This is a genomic window from Sphingorhabdus lacus (genome assembly GCF_009768975.1).
Taxonomy (GTDB): domain Bacteria; phylum Pseudomonadota; class Alphaproteobacteria; order Sphingomonadales; family Sphingomonadaceae; genus Sphingorhabdus_B; species Sphingorhabdus_B lacus.
In genome coordinates this window covers 3,259,427-3,278,179 of the sequence record NZ_CP035733.1, presented here as the reverse complement: position 1 = coordinate 3,278,179, position 18,753 = coordinate 3,259,427, and the positions used below count along the sequence as shown (strand labels likewise).

The window sequence follows — 18,753 nt, the reverse complement described above, 5'->3', positions numbered from 1 at the left end:
AAAAAAGCATTCGGGTTCGCACGTTCTGAAGATGCGACCGAAATACCCCCGCGATATCGAAATATTATCTTTTTTAACTTCGATTCACCGGAGCAATAGCCAAGGCCTTCCGGCCTAGCAACACGGATTCTGCGATTCAGACGCAATTCATGTATAGCGCTTTCATATGGCACAGAACAGATATGGACCAAAGCTGCGTTTACCGTTGCTGTCCGAAAGGGAATTGGAATGAAATTGTCGCGTTTGAAATATGGATTTGCCTCAATTTTGCTAGGATTTAGCGGGATTAGCGCCGCTCAGACGAGTGAACCCTTGCCACCGGCTCTGGCTATACCTGCCGAAAGTGCCAGCTATGCCGATATTGCGGATTTAGTCGTCATTTCACCCCTCATCGTCGATGCCACGATCAAAAATTTACGTAAAATTGCGCCCGAACAGGCCGTCGGAGTGCCCGCGACGCTGCAACGCGTCCTCGTCGAGGCGGATATTGGCGCTTTGATTCGCGGTCAGGAAGGCGTGACCCCCCGCGTGCGCTTTTTGCTCGACGTTCCCAAGGATGCGAAGGGCAAACTCCCCAAGCTGAAGAAACAGCGGCTCTTTCTACTCGGGAGCACGGTAGCTGGCCGGCCGGGCGAAATCCGCCTTTCGCGGCCAAACGCCTTGGTGCAATGGAGCCCCGCCAACGATCAACTCATCCGCGCGATTACGAAAGAAGCCGTGCAGATCGATGCGCCGGACCGGATTACCGGCATCACCAGCGCCTTTTACAGCGCGGGAACAGTGCTGGGTGAAGGTGAAACGCAGATCTTTCTGAAAACAGCCAAGGACCAGCCCTTGTCGCTTTCGGTGCTGAGCCGTCCTGGAGAGGCGAAACGATGGGCTGTATCTACGGCAGAAGTAATCGATGAATCGGCGACGGCGCCGCAAAAATTCACGCTGCTTTGGTATCGTCTGGCTTGCGGACTACCGCGTGCCCTCTCGCCTGATTTGGTTGAGGCTGCCGATAGCGACAATGCGGCCCGTGCGCAGGCGGACTATAAATATATCCTCGACAGCCTGGGCCCCTGCGGACGGAAGCGCTAGGGGTGCTGCCTTACGGGGCGTTATAGAATGGCGCGGCTTCGGCCAGGACCAAAGTGAACCATTCCTGCGCATCGCTATATTCCGCAACAGGGGTCCAGCCGCCTGCCCGTAGTAAGATACGCAAACTGCGCAGGTCGAATTTATGACTGTTTTCAGTATGAATGGATTCGCCGGCCTGAATCTGGAACTCTTTGCCAGAGACGGTGAACTGCACGTCCCAGGCACAGCGCAAATGCATTTCAATCCGCGCTTCGCGGTCGTTCCACTGAACTTGATGGGAAAAGGCTTCGACGGGAATATTTCCGTCCAGCTCCCGATTTATTCGCACAAGAAGGTTCAGGTTGAACGCCGCCGTCACACCTGCGGCATCATCATATGCAGGTAACAAAATCTCGACCGGTTTGATGCGGTCAAACCCGATAAGAAGCATAGCGCCCTGCCCCAGATGGCCCCGCATATGACGCAAAAGGTCCACGCTGCTGCGCGGAACGAAATTGCCAATCGTTGATCCCGGAAAAAAACCGAGACGGGCTTCGCTAGGTTTATCGGTGGGCAAATGCATATCTTGCGAAAAGTCGGCTTCGACAGGGCGAATGGTTAGGTCGGGAAATTGCCCGGCGAGCACTTCTGCGGACATTCTAAGATAATCACCCGAAATATCGACAGGAATATAGATGTCCGGCCGAATGGCCTCCAACAGCAGTGGTGTTTTCGTTGCGCTCCCCGCTCCAAACTCCACAACGGCAGCCCCCGCTGGGATATGTTTCGCGAATTCGGCTCGGCAATCCTTCAACAAGTCCGTTTCGGTGCGTGTCGGGTAATATTCCGGCAAATGGGTGATATCGTCAAAAAGCTGCGATCCGCGTTCGTCGTAAAACCATCGCGCGGGGATAGCCCGGCGCGGCCCCTTCAGACCTGCGAGAACATCAGCGCGAAATTGAGGGTCAGCCTGGAGCTTGAAATCCGCCTCAGACATCACGGGCCAGCCGCAATCCGGTGAACTGCCAACGCTGGTGCGGATAAAAGAAATTGCGATAGCTCGCACGGACATGGCCACGCGGCGTCGCGCAGCTGCCGCCACGCAAGACGAACTGTCCGCTCATGAACTTGCCATTATACTCGCCGACCGCGCCATCGGCCGCGCGAAAACCGGGATATGGACGATAGGCGCTGCCCGTCCATTGCCAGACATTGCCGAATAGCGAAGCTGCTTGGGACGCGTTTGGCCTTACAGGCCCCGCAGCATCCAGTTGGTTGCCCGCGGCCGCATCATGCGATTCCGCTGCGGCCTCCCATTCCGCCTCGGTCGGCAAACGGGCATCGGCCCAGCTAGCATAGGCGTCAGCTTCAAAAAGGTTGATGTGCGTGACCGGCGCACTAAGGTCGATGGCCCTCAAGCCATCCAAACCGAAAGACAACCACTGGCCATCCCGGTCCTGCTGCCAATAAAGCGGTGCGCCCACATGTTCGCGCTGCACCCAGGCCCATCCGTCGGATAGCCAGTGGCGCGGCTCGCCATATCCATTGTCGTTCATGAACTGCATCCATTCACCATTGGACACGGTTCGTGACGATAGCGCGAAAGGTTGCAAAAAAACTTCGTGGCGTGGCCCCTCACAATCGAAGGCAAAGGTTGAGCCGCCATGTCCGATGAGTTGCATCCCGGACGGACCTGAAACCCAACGTGCGGCAGGCGCTTGAGCGTCCGGTACGGCCCGCACGACCGGCTCCGGCCAATAAGCAGGATAGGTCGGGTTTTGCGAAAAAAGGTGCAAGATATCGGTCAGCAGCAATTCCTGATGTTGTTGCTCGTGCTGAATGCCAAGCTCCAGCAATGCCAATGCTGATTCGGGAAGATTGTTCCAGTGCGCATCCAGCGCGGCTTCGACATGGGCGCGATAGGCGTGCACTTCGACAAGCGAGGGTCGTGTGATCAACCCGCGCGCCGCGCGCGAATGCCGTGCGCCTTCGGCTTCATAATAGCTGTTGAACAGATAGGCGAAGCTGTCGTCAAACGCCCGGTATCCGGGGACATGGTCCCGCAGGATGAAGCTTTCGAGGAACCATGTCACATGCGCCAGATGCCATTTAGCCGGGGACGCATCCGGCATAGATTGGACGGTAGCATCCGCATCGGAAAGCGGTTTGACCAAATCGACGGTCAGTTTACGTGCGGCAAAAAACCGGTCACGAAGGTTGCGCGTCATCGCGACGCGCCCGGAACCCACAATATATCGCCATTTCGTGATGCATTGATCACGCGGCACAGAACAAAGAGATAATCCGACAGCCGGTTAACATATTCCAGGGCGTGCGGATTGATGCTGACCGATTGCGAAGCCGCGACAAGGGCGCGTTCGGCACGGCGCGAAATCGCCCGTGCCATATGCATATGCGCCGCTGCCATGCTTCCGCCAGGCAGAATGAAACTGGTGAGTGGCGGCAATTGCTCATTCGCCCGGTCAATGGCCGCCTCTAGCCATTCAACTTGCGCAGGAACGATCCGCAATTCCATAGGTGACGGCTCAAAACTCGACCCCGGCGTTGCGATATCGGCACCAAGATCGAAAAGGTCATTCTGGATACGGCGAAGATCACTGACCAAAGTCGTTTGACCCTCGTCCGATTCCAGACACTGAACGGCAACACCCAAAGCACAATTGGCTTCGTCAATTTCGCCAATTGCATGGAGCCGGGCGTTGGATTTGGATACACGCGACCCGTCAACCAAGCCTGTTGTGCCGTCGTCGCCGGTGCGCGTGTAAATCTTGTTCAGTTTAACCATGTCGGATCACGCAATGGCTTATTGCGCACCCGCAACAAGCAAGAGAACCACGACAAGCATGACCGTAATGGCCTGCCACTTCACGCGCGCAAACATCATCTTGTTTTGCATGGCGAGCGATTGCGGAATTCCGTCTTTGTCCAATTCGGTCGGGCGCATATTCGCAAAGGCATGCAGACCACGAACAAGCGCAAAAGCAACCGCACCTGCCGAAGCGATAATCAAGAGTACCAGCAAAATAGTCATTGGGAGAATGTCCTTACGGGGTTGATACCCCTCGGGCCTATCTAGGCGCTCGACAGCGAAATGCCAAGCGGTAGCACCCCTTGATGCAAATTATCGATCAATAGCCGTCCGTCTTCACCAGCAACGCGGCGGGCAGAAAGCGGTGGCGAGGATTTGCTCTTCGCCAATTTCTGTCCGCTGTCGTCCACCAAGAGGCGGTGATGCCAATATTGTGGTACCGGAAGGTCCAGCAATTGCTGCAAAACACGGTGGATGGCGGTGTATGCAAATAGGTCTAGTCCCCGGACAACATGGCTTATGCCGTCTGCCGCATCGTCGACCGTTGCCGCCAGATGGTACGACGCGGGCGCATCTTTCCGCCAAAGAACGACATCCCCGAACTGCAAGGGGTCGGCAAAATGCGTGCCCGCGACCATGTCCGTCCATTGGATGGGTCCGGTCATCACCAAAGCCTTTGCCATATCGATTCGCCAGCAGAAGGGCTTGGCCGGGTCGATTCTCCGGTTACGGCATGTTCCGGGATAATGTGGGCCGTCAGGGCCATGCGATACCGGCGTCTGTTTCAACGCCGCCAAAATATCGCTGCGGGTACAGGTGCACCGGTAAAGCAGTCCAAGTGCTTTTAATTCGTCAAGCGCCCGTTGGTAGCGTTCCATGTTTCTGGACTGATAGCTGACAGGCTCGTCGGGAATGAGCGACAGCCAATCTAAATCCGCTAAAATTGCTGTGATATGTTCCGGCCTGCTCCGGGTGCCGTCAATATCCTCAATCCGCAACAGGAATTGCCCACCATGCGAATGAGCAAAGTCACGGGCACACAGGGCGGAGAAGGCATGCCCCAAATGCAGCGCGCCATTGGGACTGGGTGCAAATCGCGTGCGCACCGGAACCGCGGTGGGGCGTTCAATGATCGGTAAAAATACCATATTATGTGTTTTTGCCCTCTTGACGTCACAATATGTGCAAATAGGTTGGCAAATGTCAAAATGCTGTAACGCCCATAGGGTTAAAACGGCTATGACAACAGGGGAGAAGGTCTGACTTATGTTGCATACCGGAACTTTCGAAGCAGCTGGCAGGGCACGGCATCCTGAAAATTGCCCGGCGCTGGTGCTGAATGCTGATTATACCCCGCTCAGTTACTATCCGCTGAGCCTGTGGCCGTGGCAAACCGCAATCAAGGCAGTATTCCTCGACAAGGTCGATATTGTGTCGAGCTACGACCGGCACGTGCACAGCCCCAGCCTCGATATGAAAATCCCGTCGGTGATCGCACTTCGTCAATATGTGAAGCCGTCTGAATATCCCGCTTTCACCCGTTTCAACCTGTTTCTGCGCGACAAGTTTGAATGCCAATATTGCGGATCGGGTGACAATCTGACCTTCGACCACGTCATCCCGCGCCGATTGGGCGGGATTACCAGCTGGGAAAATGTCACCACCGCCTGTTTGCCATGCAACCTCAAAAAAGGCGGACGCACACCCAAGCAGGCGCATATGCAACTCAACATGGCGGCCATCCGTCCAACGAGCTGGCAGCTTCAGGACCGGGGCCGCGCCTTCCCGCCAAACCACCTGCACGAGACGTGGCACGACTGGCTCTATTGGGACATCGAGTTGGAGCAATAGACGCTTATCCCGAATTGCTGCGTCAGTGCTTTGGCCGAATGCGCGCAGATCCTGAGCGCACAAATGTCTCTTCATCGCCGCCAATTTTCAGCGAAATCGGCTGTTTGTCGACACCGATTTGGAACGTCACAAAGGACGAAGTCATGGTGTAATAGGGATCACCACCCCAATCGATCTGGAACATGTCATCCTGCCAGTGCTTCAGCCGGCCGGTCTTTGTCAGAAAGCGGATCGACATTTCACCATTTTTTGCAGTAATAACGGTCACATCGCCCAGCAGGTCCTGCCGATAGACCCCGGCATAGCCTGTTGCCGGAAGCGAGGGCTTGGTGCCCGCCTTTCGCAGAACATCGCGCGTAACATTATCAATATCGATCGCGTCGTTCGACTCTTTGGCCCGCGCATAGAGCGTTCCTATCCAGTCAAATTCCGGAACGCCCAGCTGGTCATCCAGCCAATGATAGGCTAATGCTTCGGGCAAGCCCACCATGCTGCTGTTGGTCAGGACAACTATCCCGAGCCTGTCATTGGGCATCATCGCAACCATTGCATACATGCCATCACTTTGCCCGGTATGTTCGACAAAGCGTCGGCCGCGATATTCACCGACACCCCAGCCAAAGCCGTAGGCTGCGGCAATGGGCGTCGGCGGTTCGCCGGCGTCTCGCGGGCCAGGTCGCACCGCCATTTGCTCACCGAGCATTGCCGCATGCGCGGTCGGACTCCATATCGTCTTCCCAAGATAAGCCCCACCGCCCAGCAATAGCTCCACCCAACGCGCCATATCGGCGGCGGTTGAATGGATCGCCCCGGCCGGAGCCGATATGCCTTCATCATAAAGCGGCAATAGGCGCAGCTTGCCTCCCGTTTTGATATGCGGAGATGCAAGGTTCCGGGCTCTGGCAGCCTCTGCTGAAGAGGTGGCGCTGTTATTCATGTCCAGCGGCACAAGCAGCCGGTTCTTTATGAGCGCTTGCCAGCTGCTCCCTGCCGCAGCGGCACTGGCGTCCCCCGCCAACACATAGTTGATATTGTTGTATACGAACCGGTCCCGGAAAGAGCAGGCTGGAGGGAGATATTGCAGGCGACGTCGCGTCTCTTCGCGGCTGAAGGGCGAATCCCAAGTGAGCAGGTCCTTGGACTGCAAACAGGTTCGCTGCGCCAACAGATCGCGTATCGTGACTTCGGCAGTCACCTTTGAATCATAGAGCTTCAGATCGGGCAGATATTTGATCACCGGATCGTCGAAACTCAGTCTCTCTTCGTCCGACAATGTTGCAATAGCGGCAGCCGTAAAGGCCTTTGTCAGCGACGCGATGGCAAATAGCGTATCGCCATCAACCCTTTCGGCTTCGCCAAATTTTTTGACGCCATAGCCTTTGACACGAACAATTTTTCCATCCTGCAATAAACCGATGGCGACGCCGGGGACGCCCCATTTCGCCATCGCCTTTTCGACATAGATATCAAATTCCGCCTGCTGATCCTGCCTTGCCGGTTCTGCCAGCGCTGGTGCCGGAATGGCAAAAGAAGCCATGGCCAGCCAAACGGCTCCGCAGAGCGGTATCCTGCCCGATGTCCAAAATGAAAGAGGCATAGATTTTCGACCTTCCCTTTTTGTGGCGACGACAGAAGCGCAGCATTACCAGACGCAACCAGAGGGAAGTTAGGATTACAACTGTAAACGTAAAATCCGGCTTCGACCAATCCGCGATATCGCAAGACAAAAGCCGCCTTGCACTGCGCCGACCGAGTGGGATTACAAGCGGGAGGTTTAACCTCTATTCCGTTACCGTCAACGCAGGCACGGCCCGCGCCGCATCCTCAGGGGTAATTCCGGGTGGCGGCGCTGCAGCAATCCGCTCTTCGCCGCGCATCACCCGGCCTGCACGCTTGATCGCGTCGCGCAAGCGGGGGTAACTCCCACAGCGGCAGAGATTGGTAATCGCTGCGTTGATTTCGTCATCGGTCGGATCGCTGCTCTTTTTCAACAACACCGACGCCGCCATGACAATGCCCGGAATACAAAATCCACAATGGGGAACATTTCCAGCAACAAAAGCCTGTTGAATCGGGTGGCTCCGATCCCGGCTCAAACCTTCAATTGTCGTAACAAAGCGACCTTCTGCTTCAGCGATGGTAACGAGGCAGGATCGGATCGCTTCACCGTCAATTTCGACCATGCAAGCGCCGCAATCCCCGGTTCCGCATCCATATTTGGTGCCTGTCAGGTTCGACGCATCGCGCAACGCCCAAAGCATCGGCGTTTGGGGGTCCATCTTATATTGGACCGGACGATCGTTAACGGTGAATTTGGTCATGGAACGGCGCTAGAGGCTGATTGCCCAGTAATCAATCGCGCCAGCTTTTATCAATCTGGTCGACCTTGCGGACCATCGCATCAAATTCGACACGTCCCGAACCACCGGGTGGCGTTGCCATATAAAGGTCGCGTTGATGCACAGCGATCACGTCATTCGAAACCGGAATCGGCTTGCCCATCTGCATGGTTGCTATCTGATGCTCGCACGCGCGCTGCAGAGCCCAATATTTGATGAACGCGTCAGGCAGGCTTTTGCCCATGACAACCGGACCATGATTGCGCAGCATCAATATGCGCTTGTCACCCAGATGCTCGACGAGGCGCACGCCTTCTTCTTCACGTACGGTAACGCCTTCGAAATCATGATAGGCCAATTGCCCCATGAAATTGCAGGCATAGAAGTTCACCGGCTGCAATCCACCTTCGAGCGAGCAAACGGCCACGGTCGCGGTGGTATGGGTGTGAATGATCGCATGTGCATCGGGCAATGTGCGGTGGAATAGGCTATGCTGAACAAAGCCGGCCTTGTTTACATGCCAAGGATTGTCGGCATCCAGTTTGTTACCGTCGATGTCGATCTTGATCAGGCTGGAGGCGGTAATTTCGCCAAAATGCATGCCGAATGGATTGATAAGGAATGCGCCTTCTTCATCCGGAACCTTGACGGTAATATGGTTGAAGACAAGTTCGTCCCAGCCAAACATCGCGAAGATACGGTAGCAGGCGGCAAGTTCCTGCCGTGCGGTCCATTCGGCTTCGCTATATTTACTATTTGCTTTCAGCTGGGTGGCCATGCTCGCTCTCCTCTTCATTTCATTTGCGTTGCATTATGAAATGAAAGGAGAGCGAGGGCAAGGCTATGTCGTTACATCGTTACTTTCGCACCGACATATAGGAAACGGCCCACACCCGAAGAGATCGGGTAGCTGAGTTGGTCGAAGGCCGGTTTCTCGTCGAAGATATTGTTTACGCCCCCATAGAAGGTGAACTTGTCATCAACATCATAGGCGAGCCGAACATCATGCTCCCAACGCTCCTTGAAGTAGAAGAAGCGGGGATCGGACAGATCCGGGTTGGCCGCAAGCTGCTCGGTGGTGAAACGACGTGTCTTGCTGAAATAGTTCACACCATAGTTGATGTTGAACCCACCCAATTGCCAGTCGAGGCTCGCAGATCCACGCCAGCGGGGGTTGTATGCCTCCAAAGTGTCATCATCAACGTCGGCTCCCACCGTTGGGACAAACGTTATCTTGTCTAGGTAACCCCCGGTCAGGTTGACGTTGAACGTACCGATATTGTCCGTTGGCATGCGGTAATTGATCGTGAAATCGCCGCCCGCTGTCTCGAATGCCGCTACGTTTTCGGGTCCAACAATGAAACCGTTGCGTTGCAGCGGATCGTTGCCATCGCCCAGTACGAACCCGGTTCCTGTGGCGCGGAAGATATTCTGACAGAACACATTGTCGATAGTTGGCTGATCAACGCACAATTCCGCTACTTCGGTTGCGCTTGGCGTGTTGATCGCTCCCTTGATACGGATATTGTACCAATCGAAGCTCATCGACAGACCCGGGATGAAGCTGGGGCGTAAAACGACACCTGCTGTCCATGTTTTCGCTTCTTCCTCGCTCAAACCCGGATTGCCACCGGCAAGGCCACGTCGTGACGTAGTCGCCTGTGCATCGGTCGACGGACTGAAGGTCGCAATCTGCGCAGGTGTCAGGCCAAGGCCGGACAGAATTGCCGTACAATTTGCCTGACGGAACTGTGTTCCGTCATTGAGCCGGGTGACATCGCAAGGATCGGTCACAAATGCGAAGGTTCCCGATTGGGGAGAGAAAAGCTCGCCAATATTAGGCGCCCGCACGGCTTGCGAATAGGACCCACGAAAACGGACGTCGGGTATAGGCGCGTAGATTCCGTCCACCTTCCATGTCGTCGTTTTTCCGATTGTCGAATAGTCGGACAGACGGATTGCCGCCGAGAAGGACAGCAGATGTGCAAAAGGCATATCGGCCAGGATCGGTGCGTTTAGTTCGGCGAAAATTTCTTTCACGTCGAATTTACCGGTGCTCGGCTGGACCGCAGCAAAGTCCCGCAAAGCGCCCGACTGGATAAGGGCGTCTGGCGTGTCGCTGCTGATTTCCTTGCGGTATTCAGCGCCGAGCGCAAAGCCGAGCGGGCCACCGGGCAAGGTGAACAGGGCATCGAAATCACCCGAGACCGAGCCCGATACAACATGCTGCGTAATGCGTGACCGGTTTGTGTTGTTGGCGAGAACAAAATCCAGAGCCTCTTGCGAGGCCACACCGTTACCGAGAACGTTCAGGGGACGACAGGCGCTGCCTGCACCGGGTGTGAAAGTTGAGGCCGGTTGGTTGAAATTGTTCGGATCGATATTGGACAAGGGGTCCAAGGTCGAACGGCATACAATCTGGCCTGAAACAGGGTCCCGAACCGCATCCAACGCGGCAAAATAGCGGTCACCGATAAGGTTGCTCGTCTGGGTTCCGGCCGCCGTGGTGCGTCCGAATACATAAGAGACCTCATATTTCGCATTGTCTGTAATATCGCCCTCGATACCCGCCACACCGCGATAGGTTTCACGCTTGATCGATTCCCCGCGAACGCCGAAATCGAAATTGTCCCGCGAAATCAGTGCACCATTGGTGGTGTTTGCAACCCCAAAGCGATCATTCAAAAAGGCGTTGTCGGGGGCAAGATAGGTGAAGAAATCGAAGCTTGGTTGGCCCACGGAATAGGCGTTCGTCCGCACATATTTACCTTCGAGGAACACCTTGAACGCTGGCGAGAATTCATAACTCGCCAAGGCATTCACCGCATGGCGGCGCAATGAAGGCTCCAGATCGCCGAAATAGCCTGCCGTGGGGGTGTTGGAGCCACCCTGCGCACGGCCGCCCGACGATGGAATGGGCAAGCCACGGTCATAAACAAGGCCGCTGCCTGTAAAATCCGGAATGCCGTCAAGATCAAGGTCGACAGCACCGTCCGGTGCACTGTCTGCCCAGCTCAGATTGTTGTACAATATGCGGTCAGGAACATTGGGATCATCCGGGAAATCGTCCCGATTGCGGAATAGCCCACGGTTTACTTGTGGATCGCCGCTAAAGGCCCGGTCAAAGCTGCTCAACCGGTCGCGATCGCTGAACTCATAGGCCAAGGCCACGTTGCCGCGATCTCCGGCAAAATTCTTACCGGCGACAATCGAAAAGAAGCGCGTGCCTGCATCACCCTTATCGGAGATACCGACCTGGCCGCGGGCCGTGACACCGTCAAAGTTACGCTTCAGGATGAAATTCACCACGCCCGAAACACCGTCGGCACCATAAATGGCAGAGGCTCCGCCGGTCAAAACATCGACCCGTTCGATCAGATCTTGCGGAATCGAATTGATGTCGACCGATGCGGTATTGGGAATACCGGCGACATGACGCTTGCCGTTCACCAGGACAAGTGTCCGGTCAGCGCCGAGGTTACGCAAATCGAGACGGTTCACGCCCGTTTCGCCAAGGCCCGCATCCGCGCCACCCGATAGCGAACCACCGATGGAAGCCGTCAATGCAGGGTTACGGATCAACACGTCGGTGACGTTGACCTGCCCGGACTTTTCGATGCTTTCACCGGATACTGCGACCACCGGGTTCGCGACATTCAACTCGGGACGCGCAATACGCGAACCGGTAACAATGATCGCCTCTCCTTCATCGGCTTCATTCGCCACTTCATTGGCAGGCTGCACCTCTTGCGAATCTTGCGCAAAAGCTATGGCGGGGGTCAATGCAGCAAAGAGAGCCGCTATTGAGACGGAAAGGGAGAAATCGCGCATCCGCGCTTTTTGGTTTTTCATCGGGTGCTCCAGAAGATAGCTTTATCGTGGTCGCTGTCCCCTGAAACATCGCGACAATAACTGCCCATGCACAAGTTGAGACCCGCAACCTTGATGCCAAATGAACATGGTCGGTCGCGGTTCCATGGGCCGACACATTCTGTGGAACTGTGGCATAAATGCACCAATTTCCGCGCGCTTCTTGCGGGATTAGGCCGCTTTTTGCTTGAATTTGCTACGGCACACGGTTAAGGGGCCGAGCATAACGCCGCACTCGTTTGCGGCAATTTTCGTTTTTAGCCTTACAAAATGGCGGTTTACAGTCATTTTGCCGATTCGATACCGGAGTGAAGTTTTCTTATGCAGATCATGGTTCGCGATAATAATGTTGATCAGGCCCTACGCGCACTGAAGAAGAAGCTGCAGCGTGAAGGCGTGTATCGCGAAATGAAACTGCGTCGTCATTTCGAAAAGCCCTCGGAAAAGCGCGCTCGTGAAAAGGCTGCTGCTGTCCGTCGTGCCCGCAAGATGGAGCGCAAACAGCAAGAGCGTGACGGCGCGAAATAAGCACTGGCTGCTTTGAACAGGAAAAGCGCCGCTCGGGCGCTTTTTTTGTGTCTGGAAACCGCTGCACATTCTGCTAGTCAGCGCACAACTTTAGCGATCAGGAAATAGTCCATGTCTGTAACTGCCGTTCCCATTCTGCCGATCAAAAAAGGTTCGCTCACCAAATTCTGGATCGGTGCGGCCCTGGTACTTGCTGCTGGCGGTGGACTTGCCTGGTGGGGAACCGCAGATGTACGGCACGAATTTGGTGACGTTGTCACGACTGAGTCGGGACTGCGGTACAAAGTGCTGAAGGCCGGCGAAGGCCCATCGCCTACCGATCAGGACGTTGTCTTGATCAAATATACCGGCCGCCTGAAAGACGGAAAGATTTTCGACCAGAACCCGCAAGCCGCCTTGCCTGTCAACGGCGTGGTACCCGGCTTTTCGGAAGGGCTGAAAGTCATGCAGCGTGGCGGACAATATCGCCTGTGGATTCCGGCGAGCATCGGTTATGGTTCGCAAGACCAGCGCAACCCGCAAACGGGCGAAGTTGCGATCCCCGGCGGCAGCGAACTGATCTTTGACGTCGACCTGCTCGAATTCAAGTCACGCGCCGAAGTAGACGCAATGCAGCGCCAGATGCAGGAAATGCAGAAGCAGGGCGGTGCACCTGGCGGCGGGCAAGCGAGCGGCGCACCGCAGGGCCTGCCACCCGAAATCCAGGCGCAAATCGACGCGCAGATGCAGGCACAGCAGGCGCAATAACGCGCGCGCTGGTTCAGCGTCGCTTTAGGCGTTCGCCAGCAACCCCTCGTCTTTGATCCGCTTTTGCCAATAGGTGGGCGCAAGCTGGTGGACATTGTTGCCCTCGCTGTCGACAGCGACGGTGACCGGGAAATCGTGCACCTCAAATTCGTAGATGGCTTCCATGCCGAGATCTTCGAAGCCGACGACTTTGCTGCCCTTGATAGCGCGGGCAACAAGATAGGCCGCACCACCGACCGCCATCAGATAGGCGCTTTTATGCTTGGCGATCGCCTGCGTTGCGGCCGGACCACGCTCGGCCTTCCCGACGCAGCCGAGCAAACCTTGTTCGAGCATCATATCCATGAATTTGTCCATCCGCGTGGCGGTGGTGGGACCAGCCGGGCCCACGACCTCTTCACCTACCGGATCAACAGGGCCGACATAATAGATCATCCGCCCCTTGAAACTAACCGGCAACTCTTCGCCCTTGGCCAGCATGTCGGCTATCCGCTTGTGCGCCGCGTCACGGCCGGTCAGCATCTTGCCATTCAGCAACAGCCGGTCGCCCTGTTTCCATCCCTGCACATCAGCGGCGGTCAGTGTGTCGAGATCAACGCGTTTAGCCGCGGCGTCGGGTTTCCAGTCGACCTTCGGCCATTCGTCGAGCTTTGGTGCCTCCAGAAACGCGGGGCCCGAGCCATCAAGCGTGAAGTGCGCATGGCGCGTCGCCGCGCAGTTGGGGATCATCGCCACTGGTTTGCCCGCCGCATGACATGGCGCATCCATGATTTTCACATCCAATATCGTCGACAAACCGCCAAGTCCCTGCGCACCGATGCCCAGTGCATTGACCTTGTCGAATATCTCTATCCGCATAGCTTCAATGTCATTTTGCGGCCCGCGCGCTTTTAATGGCCCCATATCGATGGGTTCCATCAACGCCTGTTTAGCAAGCAGAACACAATGCTCTGCTGTGCCGCCGATCCCGATGCCGAGCATTCCCGGCGGGCACCAGCCTGCGCCCATTTGCGGCAACATTTCCAGCACCCAGTCGACTATATTGTCCGACGGGTTCATCATTTTGAACTTCGACTTATTCTCGCTGCCACCACCTTTCGCAGCCACATCGACAGTGACTTTGCTTCCCGCAACCATTTCGACGTGCAGAACACACGGTGTGTTGTCCTTCGTATTGCGGCGGGTGAAAGCAGGATCGGTAAGGACCGAAGCCCGCAATTTGTTATCGGGATGGAGGTAAGCGCGACGCACGCCTTCATCGATCACTTCCTGCAACGATTTGGACGTATCGTCCAAGCGGCAATCCATGCCCCATTTGACGAACACATTCACGATACCGGTATCCTGACAAATCGGACGATGCCCCTCGGCACACATGCGGCTGTTGGTCAGGATCTGCGCAATGGCATCTTTCGCCGCTGGTGATTGCTCCGCCTCATAGGCTTCGCCCAACGCGTGGATATAATCCATGGGATGGAAGTAGCTGATATATTGCAGCGCGTCGGCAACGCTTTCGATCAGATCACTTTGGCGGATTTCTACAGTCATTTACAGTTCCCGTCCGATGGTCAATTGCCACCGCCCTTAACGATCGAATCGCTAGATTCAACCTTTTGCGCACATCGGGACCTATGAACCAGTTCATTCATCTGGCATTAAAGAAACATTCACCTAAATTTGAATTAAACACCAGTTCAATACAATCAGATTACCTCAATTAAATTTCATATTTCCGACGAACCGATTAATTTCATTGGTTGAGATGCACCTAGGCTTATTTTTTGAATTGAACCACGAAACATATTGATCATCTTATGCATTATGCACTTCGATATTGTTCATTAGCAACGATATTATTGGTGAACTATTTACGCAATATAGAACGATTATTGTTTTATATTCGAAATTCGCAGGAGATTTTTTATGTTACGCATTTTGACCGCATCCAGCCTCATAGCGTTGGCGGCTATACCGGCCATCGCGCAGCAATCAGACCCCATGGCTCCCCCTTCGCCCGCTGAGGCGACGGATACAGTGGAAGCCCAACCGGTTGCAGAGCCAGCCCCGGCACCCGCCCCCGCTGCAGCGCCCCAGTCCCGCGAGCAGCAGGTGACGCAATTGGTCGACGCGGAATTCCCAGCTTATGACGCCGACAAAAGCGGTGATCTGGAAGAGCCGGAATTCACGAAATGGCTTCTTGCCCTCCATGCAGCGGGCGGTGACACCCAGTCTAAGGCCATGGACCAGACCGCCAAGCTAAAATGGGCGAAGGACGGCTTCGCGGCGGCTGATGCTGACAAAAGCAAGAAGATCAGCAAGGCAGAAATGAGCAAATTTCTTCTTGGTTAAATCCCTCCTCTCCCCAGGGTAAAAATGACGGGCTTTGTCATCACAGGATGGCAAGGCCCTCATTTTTTCATTCAGGATTGAGAAGAAAAACGACATAGCCTTTAAATTCCGGATCTTCGTTCAAGCCGTCGGGCGCCTTCCAAACCCCATTTTGCACAAGTCCGATCCGGTACGGCAGTTTCAGCCGCTGCAGGCTTTTCAGATAATTTTCATATCCCAGAATCGTGTGCCGACCTTGGTAGGTTTGCAACACCACTTCATCGACGACGCCCGCCAACCGGTTCAGGTCGGCGCTGTCGCCCTGTGCGCTCCAATCCAGCAAACCGGTGATCGCGAGGCGCACATCCTTGGGCAAGGAAGATCGCACGGTCGCGAGAAAGGTTGCATAGTCGTCCAACCCCCGTGTCGCTGCATCAAAATCTATCTGAACGCCCACCACATTATTTCCCGCTATCTTCCAGCGTGCAATATCATCGCGGATTTGAGGCAAGATATCTTTGCCCCAGTTGAGTGTTTCGACACGATAAACAACCCAGATGTCAGCATGCCGAACCGCAGGAGTCCCGGGTCGTAGGGAGACCATGCTGGGATTTTCCACACCCCTTATTTCCCCTTGCAGGATGTAGATGGTTTTAGCCCGCTCAAGGACAGGTTGCGGGGTAACGCCGGCCCAAAGCCAGAAGGCATCATAATCCCCGGCATCGACGCGGCGTTCCACGGGTTGGCACGCGGCAAGCGCCAGCGCAACCAGTGCCGCTGCAAAACATTTCATCGCATTACCAGTAATAACGCAGCTTCTTCGCCCAGACAGAAGCGGGATATTGTTTTTTCAATTGATCAAACCAAGCCTTGCGTTGTGCCGTAGGTACTTCAGTCGCATCGCATCCATTATAGCCCGCAGGGGCATAGCAATGCACCGCACGGTACAAGGCATAGGCCCTGTTTCCAGCCCCTGCCGCCGGGTCGGCCATAATCGCTTTATATGCATCAAGGCGCGAGAACCGCTTCCCGGCGAATTGGCTCGGACTGCCACCCAGCTCATTCTTTTCCGGCTGGTCATCCAGCGCCCGGGTGACACCATAATATTCCGGGTCCAGACCGCTTAAACGGATGAATTCGCCGAGGCAGATTAAGCCGGCCGGATCCTTTGGCCGAGCCGCCAGATTGGTTGCAATCGTCTTGAGCGCTGGACACATAAAATCGGTAGAGCCCGACCAACGGAATATTGCGATATCCGTATAGAGCGGCGATTCATAATCATCTGCGGCGCGTCGCTTCGCCTCTGCCGGGATCAGCGTCAGATCGCGGAGGAAGTCACCGTAAATGCCGCGCGTCAGATTTTTATACAGAAGAGTGTAAATCGCCGTCTGCTTCTCCCGCGGTGACGCGCCCGATACCGCCAGCTTGCGTAGCAAGGACGGACCGGCCTGATAGCGCAGCAAGATTTCGCGGATGTCGGGGTCGCGGATGATACTGTCTGCGGCAAACACCCTATCGGTCGATTTGGCGCGCTCATCATGCAACGCCAATGCGAGTTCCGCCGCGCCACGTTGATGCGGCAGCGCCGCGACGGCCACGGCCGATGTGAGAGCCGTGCGCGCGGTCGGATCGCTCAACGCATCGAGCGCAAGTGCGCGCAGCATCAGGCGGCTATATTCGAGATATCCGCCCGTCGGCTTTGCGGCTGGAATCAGTTTCAACACATCAGCCGGATTGTCCGCGACATAGAAGGCATGTACGGCTTGCAAATAGCCAAACAGCGCCTCTCTGCCCGTAAATGCGGGCTTGAACGCATCAAGCGCCGCGCGGGTGACCGGTGGCGTGCCATAGTCGGCATATTTGGGATCGTCGGGTTTGCGCATATCGCGCAGCAGAAGCACGGCGAGGATGACTGGGTCCTTCACCTCTTCCAACTTTAACAGGCTCATCGCTTTGATATCAAATTCCTGCACCAGATCGGGGAATGTCACATTCCGCTTGGCAGGGTCGCCTTGCGCGAACTGCGCAGCATATTCCGCGGCAAGCGCGTCCTTGCGGTTGCCCAGCCAGTAGACGCGGCGAAGCAGCCCTTTTGCCGACACGGCATATTGGCCGTCGGGATAGGCTTTCAGATAATTTCCAAACTCGGCTTCCGCCGTGCCAACGCGACTCTCGTCAGCGCCTTTTTCTGAAATGCCGCCATATTCATCAAAGGCAGTCAGTGTTGCGTCGTTAAGAGTCGTGCGCGCCAGCATGTAACTGGCTGCTTCTGCAAGCCAGACCGAGGCTTTTGGATCGACCCGCATGAAGTGCGCATGTGCGGTGGCGAAGTCGCCATCATAAAAAGCCGCCGCGCCGACAAGATAGGCGGCGAACGAACGCCCGGTCGTTGATTGCACTTGCGCAAGCGCTTCCTGTGCAACGGACGCTGCCTTGGTATCGCCGGAGCATTCAGGTTTCAGCGTCGTCCGCACGGCCGTGAGCGTTGCCTTCTCGCTTTCTGTCAGACCTTTGGCGCGGGCGACAGCGGCGATGAAGTCCGCACCGGCGGCCATATTGCTCATACAACGGGTGCCGAATGGAAAATCTCCGGTCGTGCCATCGTCTTCACTTGCTGGCGAGGGCCCGAGTTTCAATGCAAAACTTGGCCAGTCGAAGGGCTCCGCCTCGCCCCGGCGTTCGATGATGTCATAGCTGTAGCGGCTGGCCGGGCCCACGCTGCCATGACGATCGTACAGCAGCATGAGCAGGTTGACCCTTGTGTCGTTACCCGGGCTCAGCACGGCCGTGCTGCTGCAGCCATTATAGTCGGTCTGCTTTACCTTCCAGTCGGGATAGCAGGACGAATCACCGCTCGCATTGGCGGGTGCGGCGCATAAAAAGGTCAGGGCAATCACCAGCGCGGCTAGTATCTGCTTCATATCCATTCCCCTTTTGATTCCCGCAGTGGAACCAGCATGGCCCGCACCCCCTATTTTGACAAGATGATGTGAAACGCCGATGCGAAATCGGGGGATAAAATCGGTCCGGACGCGGGATCGAAAAAATATTTTCCAACTTTGATTTTCCGTCTTGCGCCGAAAAAAAGACTTAGCAGATCCACGCGTCGCGCCTTGTGGACCGCCTGGGACGTGCGACGAATGGAATCACAATAGCGACGAATTGAATGGTAAATTTACCATTTACCCTCTTGCGTCT

General features: G+C 55.6%; 17 protein-coding genes. 5 read left to right on the top strand and 12 right to left on the bottom strand.

What is annotated here, in order from left to right; all coding sequences use genetic code 11:
- Positions 1 to 228 precede the first annotated feature (228 nt).
- The gene (locus EUU25_RS15695; RefSeq protein WP_158902606.1) at positions 229 to 1,083 is read left to right on the top strand and encodes a hypothetical protein; all 855 of its coding nucleotides are present in this window, start codon (positions 229 to 231) and stop codon (positions 1,081 to 1,083) included.
- A gap of 10 nt (positions 1,084 to 1,093) precedes the next feature.
- Here the strand turns inward: EUU25_RS15695 and egtD are convergent, their stop codons facing one another.
- The 5 genes from egtD to gluQRS are packed head-to-tail and all read right to left on the bottom strand — an operon-like array spanning position 1,094 to position 5,040.
- On the bottom strand, positions 1,094 to 2,059 hold the full coding sequence (gene egtD, locus EUU25_RS15690; protein ID WP_158902603.1) for an L-histidine N(alpha)-methyltransferase: 966 nt from the start codon (positions 2,057 to 2,059) through the stop codon (positions 1,094 to 1,096).
- Entirely contained in the window at positions 2,052 to 3,290 is a 1,239-nt protein-coding gene (gene egtB, locus EUU25_RS15685) for an ergothioneine biosynthesis protein EgtB (RefSeq protein WP_158902600.1), read from the bottom strand. The genes egtD and egtB overlap by 8 nt, the downstream gene beginning before the upstream one ends.
- Positions 3,287 to 3,868, bottom strand: coding sequence for a cob(I)yrinic acid a,c-diamide adenosyltransferase (locus EUU25_RS15680; protein WP_158902598.1), 582 nt, complete (start codon positions 3,866 to 3,868; stop codon positions 3,287 to 3,289). Before EUU25_RS15680 ends, egtB begins: the two co-directional genes overlap by 4 nt.
- An 18-nt stretch (positions 3,869 to 3,886) precedes the next feature.
- Positions 3,887 to 4,114, bottom strand: a complete 228-nt coding sequence (locus EUU25_RS15675; protein WP_158902595.1) for an HIG1 domain-containing protein — start codon at positions 4,112 to 4,114, stop codon at positions 3,887 to 3,889.
- Between the two features lie 41 nt (positions 4,115 to 4,155).
- The gene (gene gluQRS / locus EUU25_RS15670; RefSeq protein WP_158902592.1) at positions 4,156 to 5,040 is read right to left on the bottom strand and encodes a tRNA glutamyl-Q(34) synthetase GluQRS; all 885 of its coding nucleotides are present in this window, start codon (positions 5,038 to 5,040) and stop codon (positions 4,156 to 4,158) included.
- Between the two features lie 118 nt (positions 5,041 to 5,158).
- Here gluQRS and EUU25_RS15665 point away from each other — a divergent pair, with 118 nt between their 5' ends.
- Entirely contained in the window at positions 5,159 to 5,743 is a 585-nt protein-coding gene (locus tag EUU25_RS15665) for an HNH endonuclease (RefSeq protein WP_158902589.1), read from the top strand.
- Positions 5,744 to 5,765: 22 nt separating this feature from the next.
- On the opposite strand, the gene EUU25_RS15660 is transcribed toward EUU25_RS15665, so the two are convergent.
- From EUU25_RS15660 to EUU25_RS15645, 4 genes are all read right to left on the bottom strand, one after another.
- A complete protein-coding gene (locus tag EUU25_RS15660) occupies positions 5,766 to 7,340 on the bottom strand; it encodes a serine hydrolase (RefSeq protein ID WP_158902586.1) in 1,575 nt (524 codons plus the stop codon).
- 184 nt (positions 7,341 to 7,524) lie between these two features.
- On the bottom strand, positions 7,525 to 8,064 hold the full coding sequence (locus EUU25_RS15655; protein ID WP_158902584.1) for a (2Fe-2S)-binding protein: 540 nt from the start codon (positions 8,062 to 8,064) through the stop codon (positions 7,525 to 7,527).
- Between the two features lie 31 nt (positions 8,065 to 8,095).
- A complete protein-coding gene (locus EUU25_RS15650) occupies positions 8,096 to 8,860 on the bottom strand; it encodes a class II aldolase/adducin family protein (RefSeq protein WP_158902581.1) in 765 nt (254 codons plus the stop codon).
- A 71-nt stretch (positions 8,861 to 8,931) separates the two neighbouring features.
- Positions 8,932 to 11,934 (bottom strand): TonB-dependent receptor plug domain-containing protein, encoded by a 3,003-nt coding sequence (locus EUU25_RS15645; protein WP_158902579.1) that lies wholly within the window; start codon positions 11,932 to 11,934, stop codon positions 8,932 to 8,934.
- Positions 11,935 to 12,273: 339 nt separating this feature from the next.
- Between EUU25_RS15645 and rpsU the strand changes: the two genes are divergently transcribed.
- Positions 12,274 to 12,480 (top strand): 30S ribosomal protein S21, encoded by a 207-nt coding sequence (gene rpsU / locus EUU25_RS15640; RefSeq protein ID WP_125231027.1) that lies wholly within the window; start codon positions 12,274 to 12,276, stop codon positions 12,478 to 12,480.
- 111 nt (positions 12,481 to 12,591) lie between these two features.
- Positions 12,592 to 13,227 (top strand): FKBP-type peptidyl-prolyl cis-trans isomerase, encoded by a 636-nt coding sequence (locus EUU25_RS15635; protein ID WP_158902576.1) that lies wholly within the window; start codon positions 12,592 to 12,594, stop codon positions 13,225 to 13,227.
- 24 nt (positions 13,228 to 13,251) lie between these two features.
- Here EUU25_RS15635 and EUU25_RS15630 read toward each other — a convergent pair whose 3' ends face one another.
- Complete coding sequence (locus EUU25_RS15630) at positions 13,252 to 14,775, bottom strand: fumarate hydratase (RefSeq protein ID WP_158902573.1); 1,524 nt, start codon at positions 14,773 to 14,775, stop codon at positions 13,252 to 13,254.
- Positions 14,776 to 15,150: 375 nt separating this feature from the next.
- Here EUU25_RS15630 and EUU25_RS15625 point away from each other — a divergent pair, with 375 nt between their 5' ends.
- The gene (locus EUU25_RS15625; protein WP_158902570.1) at positions 15,151 to 15,576 is read left to right on the top strand and encodes an EF-hand domain-containing protein; all 426 of its coding nucleotides are present in this window, start codon (positions 15,151 to 15,153) and stop codon (positions 15,574 to 15,576) included.
- A 67-nt stretch (positions 15,577 to 15,643) separates the two neighbouring features.
- On the opposite strand, the gene EUU25_RS15620 is transcribed toward EUU25_RS15625, so the two are convergent.
- Entirely contained in the window at positions 15,644 to 16,348 is a 705-nt protein-coding gene (locus EUU25_RS15620) for a DUF3142 domain-containing protein (RefSeq protein WP_158902567.1), read from the bottom strand.
- Between the two features lie 4 nt (positions 16,349 to 16,352).
- Positions 16,353 to 18,476 (bottom strand): PA5441 family protein, encoded by a 2,124-nt coding sequence (locus EUU25_RS15615; protein ID WP_158902564.1) that lies wholly within the window; start codon positions 18,474 to 18,476, stop codon positions 16,353 to 16,355.
- Positions 18,477 to 18,753: the final 277 nt, after the last annotated feature.